Here is a 12,878-nt window from a genome sequence, read left to right on the forward strand (position 1 = left end):
ATGACCGAGAGCACGACCGGCAGCACGGACGGCGCGACTGGCAGCAGCGAAGGCCAGGACAGCACGGAGTACCGCATCGAGCACGACTCGATGGGTGAGGTGCGGGTGCCCGTCGAGGCCAAGTGGCGGGCGCAGACGCAGCGTGCCGTGCAGAACTTCCCCGTGAGCGGGCAGCGGCTGGAGCGCGCGCACATCGAGGCGCTGGCCCGGATCAAGGCGGCGGCCGCCGTCGTCAACGCCGAACTGGGCGTGCTGGACAAGGATCTGGCGGAGGCGGTGCGCGGCGCGGCGGTGGAGGTCGCGGGGGGCCGCTGGGACGACCAGTTCCCGGTGGACGTCTTCCAGACCGGTTCCGGCACCTCGTCGAACATGAACATGAACGAGGTCGTGGCGACACTGGCGACGGAGCGGCTCGGCTCGCCCGTGCACCCCAACGACCATGTGAACGCAAGCCAGTCGTCCAACGACGTGTTCCCCTCCTCGATCCACATCGCGGCGACGGCTGCCGTGAACCGCGATCTGATTCCGGCCCTGGAACACCTCGGGGAGGCGCTGAGCCGCAAGTCGGACGAGTTCGCCGAGGTCGTGAAGTCGGGCCGGACGCATCTGATGGACGCCACGCCGGTGACGCTGGGCCAGGAGTTCGGCGGGTACGCGGCACAGGTCCGGTACGGCGTGGAGCGGCTGCGGTCGGCGCTGCCGCGGCTGGCCGAACTGCCGCTCGGCGGCACCGCGGTGGGCACCGGCATCAACACACCGCCCGGCTTCTCGCCCGCCGTGATCGCGGAGGTGGCGCGCGAGACGGGGCTGCCGCTCACGGAGGCCCGCGACCACTTCGAGGCGCAGGGCGCGCGGGACGCGCTCGTGGAGACCTCGGGGCAGCTGCGGACGATCGCCGTGGGGCTGACGAAGATCTCCAACGATCTGCGCTGGATGGCCTCGGGCCCCATGACGGGCCTCGCGGAGATCGCGCTGCCGGACCTCCAGCCGGGCTCGTCGATCATGCCGGGCAAGGTGAACCCGGTGATCCCGGAGGCGGTGCTGATGGTCGCCGCGCAGGTGACGGGGAACGACGCGACGGTCGCGACGGCCGGCGCCGCGGGCAACTTCGAGCTGAACGTGATGCTGCCGGTCATCGCGAAGAACCTGCTGGAGTCGGTCCGTCTGCTGTCCAACGCCTCGCGGCTGCTGGCCGACCGCACGGTCGACGGGGTCACCGCGAACGTGGAACGGGCCCGCGCCTTCGCGGAGTCGTCCCCTTCCGTGGTCACGCCGCTCAACAAGTACATCGGCTACGAGGCCGCGGCGGCGGTCGCGAAGCAGGCCCTCAAGGACCGGGTGACGATCCGCGAGGCGGTGCTCGCCGCGGGCCATGTGGACCGCGGGGATCTCACCCTGGAGCAGCTCGACGAGGCGCTGGACGTGCTCCGCATGACCCACCCGTAACGCACGTGTCGTACGGCGGGCGGCCTGCGCGGATGTGCGGGCCGCCCGCGCCCCTGCGGGTGCGGCGCACGTCACGGCGTACGGCGGGACGCGCCCCTAAGATCTGTGCATGACGGCGGAAACGGCAACCAGCGCGGCAGCGGCGCACGCTCACTGGCCCCCTGGCGCCCAGGTCCTGTGGCGGTACCGGGCCAACGGGGCCGCGCATCCGCACATCTGCCGTCCCGTCACCGTCGTCCGGGACACCCCGGAGCAGCTCGCCGTGTGGATGGCGCCCGGCACCGTGTGCGTGAAGCCGGAGCTGGCCGACGGCACTCCGGTGCACCAGGAGCCGCTGGAGACCCGCTACACGAAGCCGCGCAGGACTGTGCTGTCGCGCTGGTTCGGCACAGGGGTGCTGAAGCTGGCCCGGCCCGGTGAGCCGTGGTCGGTGTGGCTGTTCTGGGAGCGCGGCTGGGAGTTCAAGAACTTCTACGTCAACCTCGAGGAGCCCCGGCACCGCTGGTCCGACGGCATCGACTCGGAAGACCACTTCCTGGACATTTCCGTTCATCCCGACCGGAGTTGGTACTGGCGGGACGAGGACGAGTTCGCCGAGGCGCAGCGCGTCGGGCTGATGTCGCCGGCGCAGGCCGCACGCGTACGCGCGGCGGGAGAGGCCGCGGTCGCACAAGTACGCGCCTGGGGATCTCCGTTCGGGGAAGGCTGGGAGAACTGGCGTCCCGATCCGGATTGGCCGATTCCGCGCCTGCCGGGAGACTGGGACCGCACCCCGGGACCCGCGGCACGGGCGTGATCATGCGGCGCGGGAGCCTCCGGCAGAGCCGGGGCCGGCCGCACGGCATGCGCGGACGCGGCTGAAAACCGCGCCTCAAACCACACCGGAACGGCACGCAGGGCGCGCACTTTCAACACACTCGCGCGCCACACCTCCGGAACCTCTTGCTGTGCCCCCGTACCGTAAACGTAGGATCAACATCCGTAAGCACACCGTCGTACAACTCCCCTCCCCTCCCGGGGACTTGCCGCGCGGCCAGAGAGGAGCCCTGGCGTGAGCAGCACAGACGGTCATGGGGCGTACGAAGGGTACGACCGGTCCGGCATCGACCGCGCCGGACAGGCGGAAGCCTTCGACGCCATCGGCGACCGCTACGACGACGCGTTCCCGCACAAGGAGAGCCAGCACGCCTCCACCACATGGCTGGCGGAGCAACTGCCCGCCGGCTCCCGGGTCCTGGACCTGGGCTGCGGTACGGGGGAGCCCACGGCGCGCCTGCTGAGCGAGGCCGGGCACCGGGTGACGGGCGTCGACCTGTCCGCGGGGATGCTGAAGCTGTGCCGGGACACCGTGCCGGACGGCGAGTTCCACCGGATGGACATCGCCGACGTGGAGGCGTACGGGCTGGGCCCGTTCGACGGTGCTGCCGCCTTCTTCTCCCTGCTCATGCTGCCGCGGAGGGAGATCCCACATGCGCTGCGCATGCTGCACGGCCGGCTGCTGCCCGGCGCACCGCTCGCACTCGCCATGGTGGAAGCGGATGTCAACGACTTCTCGATTCCGTTCTTGGGTCACACGATCCGGGTATCCGGCTATCTACGGGACGACTTGCGCCGGGTCGTGCGTGAGGCGGGGTTCGAGATCACCGGGGAGGACGCCTATGCCTACGCTCCGGCGAGCACTGAGATACCGCCCGAGATACAGCTCTTTCTGCACTGCCGACGCCCCTAGGCACCCCGCGCTGGGCGCGCGTCGACGCGCGGCCCCGGATGGATGGAAACCGAACGCGTGACGGAGCATGAATCGCCGGCGGCGAGCGGAGCCCCCAGGGCCCGCCGCGCCTCCGCCGCCGCGAACCGACCCCCCGCCGCCCCCGTACCGGCCGTACCCAAGCCGGACGGGGACGCACCGCTGCCTCCGGAGCCGCGAGCCGCCGCCGACGAACACGGCGGCGGAGCCGAGCACTCCGCGATACCCGAGGACCGGCCCCCCGGACACGCGATGGCGAAGGACAAGCAGAGCGAGCAACTCGACCAGGACACGCAGGACAACGACCGGGACGTGCCCGGCAAGCAGCACGCCGGCGACTCCCGGCGCGGCTCGGCACAGCACGGCAAGAACCGTCCGGTACGGGCCGGGGCCGCACCGCAGCCGACCGAACCGGGCCAGGGCGGCGAGGGCCAGGAGGAGCGCGCGGCGCGCGAGAGTGCCGAACGCGAGCGGCGCGGCGGTGACCGGCTGCGCTTCGTCGGCGCGGCCACCCGCCGGATCGCGCGCGGCATGGACCTGGACGAGACGGTGCTCGGCCTGTGCCGGGCCAGCGTGCCCGCGTACGCGGACGCGATCCTCGTCTATCTCCGCGACCCGCTGCCCGTCGGCGACGAACGCCCCACCGGGCCCGTCCTGTTGCGGCTGCGCCGCAGCGACCGCATCCCCGACGAACAGCCGCAGTCCGAGGGCACCACGGCGCTCACGGCACTGCCCGACAACGCCTCGGCGGCCACCGAGTACGCGGAGGTGCAGACCGGCGGCCCGCTCGCCGAAGTGCTGCGCGGCGTACGCCCCGTGTTCGCCGACTCCGACGCCGCACGCGCGGCCCTGCCCGAACTCCTCGGCCCCCGCGAGGTGCCGTCCGGGAACCGCGTCATCCTCGCCCCGCTGCGCGGCCGGCGAAGAGTCATCGGTGCCGCCGTCTTCCTGCGCCGCCCCGAGCGCCCCGCCTTCGAACCGGACGATCTGCTGATCGCCGCCCAACTGGCCACGCATACCGCACTCGGCGTGGACAAGGCGGTGCTGTACGGGCGCGAGGCGTACATCGCCGACGAGCTGCAGCGCACCATGCTGCCCGACGAACTGCCGCAGCCCACGGGCTGCCAGCTCGCCAGCCGCTACCTCCCGGCCGCGGAGACGGCCCGGGTCGGCGGCGACTGGTACGACGCGATTCCGCTGCCGGGCAGCAGAGTGGCGCTGGTGGTCGGCGATGTGATGGGACATTCCATGACATCCGCCGCCATCATGGGCCAACTCCGTACGACGGCGCAGACGCTGGCCGGTCTCGACCTGCCGCCCCAGGAGGTCCTGCACCATCTGGACGAGCAGGCCCAGCGGCTCGGCAGCGACCGGATGGCCACCTGCCTGTACGCCGTCTACGACCCGGTCGCGCACCGGATAGTCGTCGCCAACGCGGGCCATCCGCCACCGGTGATGCTGCACCGCGGCGGCCGCGCCGAGGTCCTGCGGATACCGGCCGGCGCCCCCATCGGCGTCGGCGGCGTCGACTTCGAAGCCGTCGAACTGGACGCCCCCGCCGGTGCGACGCTGCTGCTCTACACGGACGGACTCGTCGAGTCCCGGGCCCGCGACGTGTGGACGGGCATCGAGCACCTCCGCGAGAAGCTCACGGAGACGGCGCGGCTGACCCGCCCCGACGCCTCGGCCCCGCTGGAGCCGCTGTGCGACGAGGTGCTGGACATACTGGGCCCCGGCGACCGGGACGACGACATCGCGCTGCTCGCCGCCCGGTTCGACGGCATCGCGCCGAGCGATGTCGCGTACTGGTTCCTCGACCCGCGCGCCCAGACCGCCGGCCAGGCACGGAGGCTGGCCAGGAGGGCACTGGCGCGCTGGGACCTGGAAGAGCTGACGGACCAGGTGGAACTGCTGGTCAGCGAGGTCGTCACCAACGCCGTGCGGTACGCCGAACGTCCCATCACGCTGCGGCTGTTGCGGACCGACGTACTGCGGTGCGAGGTCGGCGACGACGTGCCCCAGCTCCCCCGGCTCCGCCAGGCCCGCGCGACGGACGAGGGCGGGCGCGGGCTCTACCTGGTCAACAAACTGGCCCGCGACTGGGGGGCGACGCGCCTGTCGACAGGCAAGGTCGTCTGGTTCGAACTCCCCCTCTGAACCGGTTGTGGGCAATCGTTCCGCAGGGGCGGAACGGGTGGGCACAACCGGAACCGCACCCGCGCAGGGTTCCGCACCCCGCCCTCAACGGCTGCGCCTGCTTTGCGTACGGGGCGAGTTGGCCTCGCGGCCGGCGGTCCGCCGTGCCCACCCGTTCCGCCCCCTGGGCGGACCAGCTGCCCACAGCGGGCGTGAAAGGGGCCCGGGACATGAAGTCCCGGGCCCCTTTTCATGGGGGTGACGCGCCGTCAGGCGTTCAGGTGCGCCTCCGCGTCGAGCGTCGCGGCGACCGCCTGGACGACGGAGGCGACCTTGAACGCCTCCTGGATCGTCTCGCGGTCGACGCCCGCCTTGCGCAGCACCTGCTCGTGCGAGTCCAGGCACATGCCGCAGCCGTTGATGGCGGAGACGGCGAGCGACCACAGCTCGAAGTCGACCTTCTCGACACCGGGGTTGCCGATGACGTTCATCCGCAGACCGGCGCGCATCGTGCCGTACTCCGGGTCCGACAGCAGGTGCCGGGTCCGGTAGTAGACGTTGTTCATCGCCATGATCGCGGCGGCGGACTTCGCGGCGGTGTACGCCTCTTCGCTCAGCTCGGCCTTCGCCTCCGGCTCCAGGGCCTTGAGGACGATGCCGGAGCGGGACGCGATGGCGGTGGCCAGGACCGTGCCCCACAGCTGCTGCTTGGGGAGGTCCGAGTTGCCGATCACGGAGCCGAGGTTGAGCTTGAGGTCCTTCGCGTAGTCGGGCAGCGCCGACTTCAGGTCATCGAGGGCCATGCTGTTCACTCACCAGCCAGCAGCGCGACCGGGTCGAGGGTCTCCTCGCCCGAGGTCCAGTTGCAGGGGCACAGCTCGTCGGTCTGCAGCGCGTCGAGGACCCGCAGGACCTCCTTGGGGTTACGGCCGACGGAACCGGCGGTCACCATCGTGAACTGGATCTCGTTGTTCTGGTCCACGATGAACACGGCGCGCTGCGCGAAGCCGTCCTCGCCCTCGATGCCGAGGTCACGCATGAGCTCGTGCTTCGAGTCGGCCATCATCGGGAAGGGCAGGTCACGCAGGTCGTCGTGGTCCTTGCGCCAGGCGTGGTGCACGAACTCGGAGTCGCCGGAGAAGCCCAGGACCTGCGCGTCACGGTCCGCGAACTCCTCGTTCAGCTTGCCGAAGGCCGCGATCTCGGTCGGGCAGACGAAGGTGAAGTCCTTCGGCCAGGCGAAGACCACCTTCCACTTGCCCTCGTAGGTCTTGTGGTTGATCTGCTCGAACTCCTGCCCCTTCTCCAGGGAAACGCAGGCGGTCAGATCGAACTCGGGGAACTTGTCACCGACAGTGAGCAACACGCACTCCTTGCAGGGCGGAGCCGCCCCTTTTGGGGGGCTTCCTGGTGGTTGGACGGACTCCACATTGCCACACGCAGCATTGATCGCGGAAATAGCTAGGCTTGCAGGTGTTGATCGGAAGGAGTTATCAGTGAGCGTCCCCGACCGTGCCCGGCAGTCACCCCGGTCCCATCAGCCCGGCCCGCCCCGGCAGCCGCCCCGTTCCCGGCAGCCCAGCCTGTCCCAGCTGCGCGCCTTCGCGGCCGTCGCCGAGCATCTGCACTTCAGGGAGGCCGCGAGCGCCATCGGCATGAGCCAGCCCGCGCTGTCCGGTGCGGTGTCGGCACTGGAGGAGGCGCTGGGAGTGCAGCTGCTGGAGCGTACAACGCGCAAGGTACTGCTCTCGCCCGCGGGGGAACGGGTGGCCGTACGGGCGCGGCACGTACTCGACGCGGTCGGCGATCTGCTGGAGGAGGCGGAGGCGGCCCGTGCCCCGTTCACGGGGATACTCCGGCTCGGCGTGATCCCCACCGTCGCGCCGTATCTGCTGCCGACCGTGCTGCGGCTCGTCCGGGAGGACTACCCCGACCTGGACCTCCAGGTGCACGAGGAGCAGACCGGCTCACTGCTGGACGGGCTCGCGCAGGGGCGGCTCGACCTGCTGCTGCTCGCGGTGCCGCTGGGCGCGCCGGGGGTGACCGAAATCCCGCTGTTCGACGAGGACTTCGTGCTGGTCACCCCGCGCGACAACCAGTACGCGGGGCGCGGCGACGTACCGCGCGAGGCGCTGCGCGAGATGGATCTGCTGCTGCTCGACGAGGGGCACTGCCTGCGCGATCAGGCGCTGGACATCTGCCGCGAGGCGGACTCGGGCGGGCCCGAGGAGGGGTCGACGCCGGTGACGACGAGCGCGGCCGGGCTCTCCACGCTGGTGCAGCTCGTGGCCGGCGGCATGGGGGTCACGCTGCTGCCGCGCACGGCGCTGCGAGTGGAGACGGCGCGCAACGACGCGCTGTCCACGGGGTACTTCGCCGCTCCCGCGCCGTCCCGCCGGATCGCCTTCGCGATGCGCGCGGGAGCGGCGCGGGAGGCGGAGTTCCACACGTTCGCCGAGTCGCTGCGGGACGCGGTGCGTTCACTCCCCGTCCGCGTCGCCGGCTGAACTGCCCTGCTCCCCCGGCCCGTTCGGCTCCCCCGGCTCGTTCTGCTCGTCGGCCGGCGGGCGGCCTCTGCGCGGGTGGGGCTTCGCGGTCTTCGGGAGCCGGCCGGCGTCCGCGAGGGCCTTGCGCAGCAGGAAGTCGATCTGCGCGTTGGTGGACCGGAGTTCGTCGCCGGCCCAGCGCGCCAGCGCGTCGTGCATGGCCGGGTCGAGCCGCAGCAGCACCTGTTTGCGCTGCTGCCGCGGCCGGCGTGCCGGGCGGCCGGCGCCCTCGTTCTCCCCGGCCGCACCGGCGGGTTGACCGGTCACTGGTAGAGCGAGCCCGTGTTCATCACCGGCTGCGGCGAGCGGTCGCCGCAGAGCACGACCAGCAGGTTGCTCACCATCGTGGCCCTGCGCTCCTCGTCGAGTTCGACGAAGTCCTGCTCGGTGATCCGGGTGAGCGCGTCCTCGACCATGCCGCAGGCGCCCTCGACGATGGTCTTGCGGGCGGCGACGACGGCGCCGGCCTGCTGCCGCTGGAGCATCGCGGAGGCGATCTCCGGTGCGTACGCGAGGTGTGTGAAGCGGGACTCGACGATGGAGACGCCGGCGGCCCGTACCCGGACGGTCAGTTCGGCCGCGAGCTTCTCGGTGATCTCCTCGGCGTTGCCGCGCAGCGAGAGGCCCTCGACGTCGTGCGCGTCGTACGGGTACTCGATGGCGATGTGCCGGACGGCCGCCTCGGTCTGGGTGGAGACGAACTCGATGAAGTCGTCGACGGAGAACGTCGCCTGGGCGGTGTCCTCGACCTGCCAGACGACGACCGCGGCGAGTTCGATCGGGTTGCCGTACGCGTCGTTGACCTTGAGTACGGCCGTCTCGTGGTTGCGCACCCGGGTGGAGATCTTGGTGCGACTGGTGAGCGGATTGACCCAGCGCAGCCCGTCCTTGCGGATGGTGCCGGTGTAGCGGCCGAAGAGCTGGACGACGCGGGCCTCGCCGGGCGCCACCATGTTCAGCCCGCCCATGGCGAAGAGCGAGCCGACGAGCAGCACGATGCCGACGACGATCAGCGCGACGCCGACGCCGCCGGAGCCGCCGTTGGAGAGGGTCGCGCCGGCGATGACGCCGCCGACGCCGATGAGGCAGCCGATCAGCCCGAGCAGCAGCGCGAGGCCGCCGGCGATGCTGTTCGCGGCGGATTCCCGCACGTCGGCGCGCGGCATGCGCGGTGCGTCGGTGGTCTGTTGGCGGTCCTGATGGTCACTCATGGAGCGCGTCCCCGTTCCTCTCGTCCCGGTCGGCGCCGTGGTCCGTGGCGCCGTCTGGCAAAGTGCTGCTGCGTTGCTGTCTAGCAAAGTGATATCAGTTTAACGGTACGAAGCGGCCCCGGCCACCCCCCTGCGGTGGCCGGGGCCGCTCACCGGGCGGACGCCCGGGTCATTCGGCGCGCAGACCGTCCGGCCGGGTCGCGCGCCACAGCGCGGGCAGTGTCACCAGCGCGACCAGCAGGGCCACTCCCCCTCCCGCCACGACCACCGGCGCGAAGGACAGCCAGTTCACGACGCGGGCGCCCAGCCCCCACAGCAGGGTCCAGCCGAGCCCGACGCCGAAGGCCGACGCCAGCGCGAGCCCGAGGGCCATCGGCACGACCGCCTGCCACAGCAGCGAGAGCCCCAGCGTCGCCCTGCTCGCACCGCACGCCGAGACGACAGCCAACTGCCGCTTCCGCTCGCGGAGTTGGTCCACCGTACTGAGGGCGAGGCTCGCCCCGAGGAGGAGCAGCAGCACGCACGCGCCGGCGAACAGCGCCGAGTGGATGGACTGGTACTCCCGGGAGACGACCGAGGCCCGCTGCTGGGTCACGTCGTACGCGGGGTCGGCCTGGAAGAAGGCGCTGCGCACCTGTTCCACCGTCTCCGGGTCGTCCACCGGCATGCGGATCCAGGCCGCCATGTCCGCGTTCCGCACCTTCGTACCGTCGAGCGCGCCCGGCGTCGCCAGCACTCCGGACACCTTGTCGTGCGAGGGGCCCGGGCGGGCGTCGACCGTACGGGCGGACTCGGGCACGGTCCAGTGTGCGCCGCCGCCCAGGCCGAGGCGCGTGCCCGGGGGCTCGGCCCCGACGTCGGAGTTGCCGACGCGGAAGGTCTGTCCGTCGCGGCAGTCGTCGATCCGGGCGAGCTTCCGCAGCGTCGGGCAGTCGGCGACGTTGAGCATCGCCACGTCGTCGGCGCTCTCGCCTCCCTTGCCGATCGGCGCTGCCACGTGCCGGTACACGGCCGCGTCCTGCACGCCGTCCATGCCGCGGAGCTGCTTCTGGAGGGTGCCGGTCTGTTCCGCCGTGGCCCTGCCGCTCATGTCGAAGACGCTGAGGACGGTACGGTCCCGCGCCTGGGCCTGCGCGTCCTCGCGGGCGCTCGTCCCGGCGAAGAACATCTGGAGCGCGACGGCCCCGGCCACCGCGACCGCGATGCCGGCGACCGCGCGGCTCGCGGTGCCGCTGCTCAACTGGAGCCGCCGTACGGCCAGTTGCCAGGACAGTGGTCCGCCGCCCCGCAGCCGTCCGAGCACCAGCTCCACCACCCAGGGCAGCAGCAGCACGACGCCGATGAGCACCAGGACGATCCCGACGACGACCGGCAGCATGTCGACCTGCGTGCTCATCCCGCCGTTCATCACCCCCTGGAGGACGAGCGCCACCGCGCCCAGCGCCGGGAACAGCAGCCGCCACCACAGACGCCGCCGGGGCTGTCCCGTCTCCCGCACCACGCCGGACGGGTTGACCGTGACAGCGCGCATCGCGACGAGCGTCGCGGCGACCGCCGTCACCGGCACGGCCAGGACGATCAGCGCCGCCAGCCACGGCACGGGCGTGATGTCGGAGGTGAACCAGCTCAGCCCGCCGACCCGGACGCGTTCCCCCAGCGCCCGTACCAGCGTGAACAGGGCGCCACCGACGGCCAGTCCGCACAGCGAACCGGCCAGCGCCTCACCGGCCGCCACCCGCCGTACCGTCGCCACGTCGGCGCCGACCAGCCGGAGCGCGGCCAGCCGCGCGTCCCGTGCCTCGCCGCCGAACCGCGCTGCGGCGCCGATGAACACGCCGACCGGCAGCACCAGCACCACGCAGCCCAGTACGGTCAGCAGCGTCAGCATGCCGTTCTCGGACCCGGTGCCGAACGTGACGCCGCCCGAACCGGCGGGGGCCTTGAACGCGGTCACGCGCTCGACGTCGTCACGGGCGGCGTCCAGGTGCGCGTCGCCCTTGTAGTAGGCGAGTTCCGCCGGGCCTTCCAGCCCGTCCTGTCCGACGGTGCCGACGACGCGCGCGTCGAGGCGGTCCGCCAGCTGCTTGCCCTGCTCGGAGTCCAGCAGCTCCTTCAACGCGGGCGAGACCAGCATCTCGCCGGAGCCCGGCACCTTGTCCGCGCCGGGCGGGACGGGCGCGCCCTTCCCCTCGGGCCGCATCACCGACCCGCTGATCTCCTGCTCGCGGAACTCGGTGCCGCCGTTGCCCAACAGCAGGGCGGGGCCGCCCTTTCCGTGCTCGGCGCCGAGCAGCACTTCGGTACGTGACTGACGGCCCTCCGCCATGTTCGGCACCGAGGCGGCGAGCAGCAGCACCGCCACACCGATCCCGACGCCGAGCGCGGTCAGCACCGTACGGATCACGTTCCGCCGTCCGCCCGTCACGGCGAACCGCATCCCCATGCCCAGGTCGCGTGCCCAGGTCCGCGCGTCCGTCATGCCGCACCCGCCAGACCCGCGCCGGCGATGTCCCGCGTGCGGCCGTCCCGCACCACCACCTCGCGGTCGGAGTAGGCGGCCACCCGCGTCTCGTGGGTGACCAGCACGACCGCGGCCCCGCTCTTCCGCGCGGTTCCGGTCAGCAGCTCCATGACCTGCTCCCCGTTGAGCGAGTCGAGCGCGCCGGTCGGCTCGTCCGCGAACACCACACGCGGCTCGCCCACCAACGCGCGTGCCACGGCGACCCGTTGGCTCTGTCCGCCGGACACCTCGCCGGGCCGCTTCCTGCGCACGTCGGCCACCTCCAGCCGGTCCAGCCACTCGGCGGCGCGCCGCTCCGCCTCCTTGCGGCGCACTCCGGTGAGCCGCAGCGGCAGTGCCGCGTTCTCCAGGCAGCTGAGCTCGGGCACCAACTGGCCGAACTGGAAGACGAACCCGAAGTCGGTGCGGCGCAGCGCGCTGCGCCGGGCGTCCGACAGCGTGGTGAGGTCCTCGCCCCGGTAGACGACGGAGCCGGTGTCGGGCGGCACGATGCCGGCGAGGCAGTGCAGCAGTGTCGACTTGCCGGACCCGGACGGGCCCATGACGGCCACGACCTCCCCGGCGTGTACGGAGAAGTCCGCTCCGTCTAGCGCGGGCGTGCTCCCGTAGTCCTTGCGCAGCCCGCCGGCCGTCAGCAGCGGTTCCGCGTCCGTCGCCGGGCTCATCCGCGCACCTCCGACGCGAGCCTGCCGAGCCGTGCGGAGGTGAGTTCCAGCCAGCGCAGATCGGCTTCCAGGTGGAACAGCGCGTGGTCGCAGATGAGTTGGTCGGCGAGGTCGCCCTCGCTCTTGCGCCGGGTCAGTTCGCGCATGAGCCGCAGGTGCTCGGCCCGCTGGACGTCGAGCAGTTCGTCCGCGTCCCGGCCGGTGAGCAGGGCGAGCACGACCTTCGTGTAGAGCGTGGACTGCAGATACGGCTCGGGCTTCTCGGGCCGCGCGAGCCACTCCCGTACGTCGGTGATCCCGGCGTCGGTGATGGCGTACCGCTTCCGCTCGGGCCCGCCGCCGGCCTCGATGCCGTCGACCTCCACGAGGCCGTTCTTCAGCAGCCGGGACATGGTCGAGTACACCTGCCCGTAGTGCAGCGGGCGGTCGTGTCCGAAGCGTTCGTCGAAGGCCCGCTTCAGGTCGTACCCGTGGCGGGGCCCGGCCTCTTCGAGGAGCCCGAGCAGTGTGTGGCTGATGGACATGCCGAGGACTATACATCAGGCGTATACACCGCGTGTATAGCCAGTCGGAGACTGACCGCCGGACCCGTACAGCCCCCGGCCC

General features: G+C 71.9%; 12 protein-coding genes. 5 read left to right on the plus strand and 7 right to left on the minus strand.

What is annotated here, in order from left to right:
- The 4 genes from AC3AGO_RS13705 (at position 1) to AC3AGO_RS13720 (ending at position 5,350) form a co-directional block, all read left to right on the plus strand.
- A complete protein-coding gene (locus tag AC3AGO_RS13705; RefSeq protein ID WP_487820464.1) occupies positions 1-1,446 on the plus strand; it encodes a class II fumarate hydratase in 1,446 nt (481 codons plus the stop codon).
- Between the two features lie 109 nt (positions 1,447-1,555).
- Positions 1,556-2,242: a cytidylyl-2-hydroxypropylphosphonate hydrolase gene (fomD, locus tag AC3AGO_RS13710; RefSeq protein ID WP_487820465.1), complete on the plus strand. Its 687-nt coding sequence runs from the start codon at positions 1,556-1,558 to the stop codon at positions 2,240-2,242.
- A gap of 255 nt (positions 2,243-2,497) precedes the next feature.
- Positions 2,498-3,175, plus strand: coding sequence for a class I SAM-dependent methyltransferase (locus AC3AGO_RS13715; protein WP_487820466.1), 678 nt, complete (start codon positions 2,498-2,500; stop codon positions 3,173-3,175).
- Positions 3,176-3,217: 42 nt separating this feature from the next.
- Positions 3,218-5,350, plus strand: a complete 2,133-nt coding sequence (locus AC3AGO_RS13720) for a SpoIIE family protein phosphatase (RefSeq protein ID WP_487820467.1) — start codon at positions 3,218-3,220, stop codon at positions 5,348-5,350.
- Positions 5,351-5,598: 248 nt separating this feature from the next.
- On the opposite strand, the gene AC3AGO_RS13725 is transcribed toward AC3AGO_RS13720, so the two are convergent.
- A complete protein-coding gene (locus AC3AGO_RS13725) occupies positions 5,599-6,132 on the minus strand; it encodes an alkyl hydroperoxide reductase (RefSeq protein ID WP_487820468.1) in 534 nt (177 codons plus the stop codon).
- A 5-nt stretch (positions 6,133-6,137) separates the two neighbouring features.
- On the minus strand, positions 6,138-6,692 hold the full coding sequence (locus tag AC3AGO_RS13730; protein ID WP_487820469.1) for a peroxiredoxin: 555 nt from the start codon (positions 6,690-6,692) through the stop codon (positions 6,138-6,140).
- 220 nt (positions 6,693-6,912) lie between these two features.
- Here AC3AGO_RS13730 and AC3AGO_RS13735 point away from each other — a divergent pair, with 220 nt between their 5' ends.
- Positions 6,913-7,836, plus strand: a complete 924-nt coding sequence (locus tag AC3AGO_RS13735) for a hydrogen peroxide-inducible genes activator (RefSeq protein ID WP_487824650.1) — start codon at positions 6,913-6,915, stop codon at positions 7,834-7,836.
- Here the strand turns inward: AC3AGO_RS13735 and AC3AGO_RS13740 are convergent.
- The 5 genes from AC3AGO_RS13740 to AC3AGO_RS13760 all read right to left on the minus strand — a co-directional run bounded on the left by AC3AGO_RS13740 (position 7,810) and on the right by AC3AGO_RS13760 (position 12,796).
- Entirely contained in the window at positions 7,810-8,193 is a 384-nt protein-coding gene (locus AC3AGO_RS13740) for a type II toxin-antitoxin system antitoxin (protein WP_487824651.1), read from the minus strand. The two genes, AC3AGO_RS13735 and AC3AGO_RS13740, sit on opposite strands and share 27 nt — an antisense overlap.
- Entirely contained in the window at positions 8,139-9,086 is a 948-nt protein-coding gene (locus AC3AGO_RS13745; protein WP_487820470.1) for an SPFH domain-containing protein, read from the minus strand. The genes AC3AGO_RS13740 and AC3AGO_RS13745 overlap by 55 nt, the downstream gene beginning before the upstream one ends.
- A 169-nt stretch (positions 9,087-9,255) precedes the next feature.
- Positions 9,256-11,565, minus strand: coding sequence for an FtsX-like permease family protein (locus AC3AGO_RS13750; RefSeq protein ID WP_487820471.1), 2,310 nt, complete (start codon positions 11,563-11,565; stop codon positions 9,256-9,258).
- Positions 11,562-12,272: an ABC transporter ATP-binding protein gene (locus AC3AGO_RS13755; RefSeq protein WP_487820472.1), complete on the minus strand. Its 711-nt coding sequence runs from the start codon at positions 12,270-12,272 to the stop codon at positions 11,562-11,564. Before AC3AGO_RS13755 ends, AC3AGO_RS13750 begins: the two co-directional genes overlap by 4 nt.
- On the minus strand, positions 12,269-12,796 hold the full coding sequence (locus AC3AGO_RS13760; RefSeq protein WP_487820473.1) for a PadR family transcriptional regulator: 528 nt from the start codon (positions 12,794-12,796) through the stop codon (positions 12,269-12,271). Before AC3AGO_RS13760 ends, AC3AGO_RS13755 begins: the two co-directional genes overlap by 4 nt.
- Between the last annotated feature and the right edge of the window lie 82 nt (positions 12,797-12,878).

The organism is Streptomyces sp. BL1, assembly GCF_057628045.1.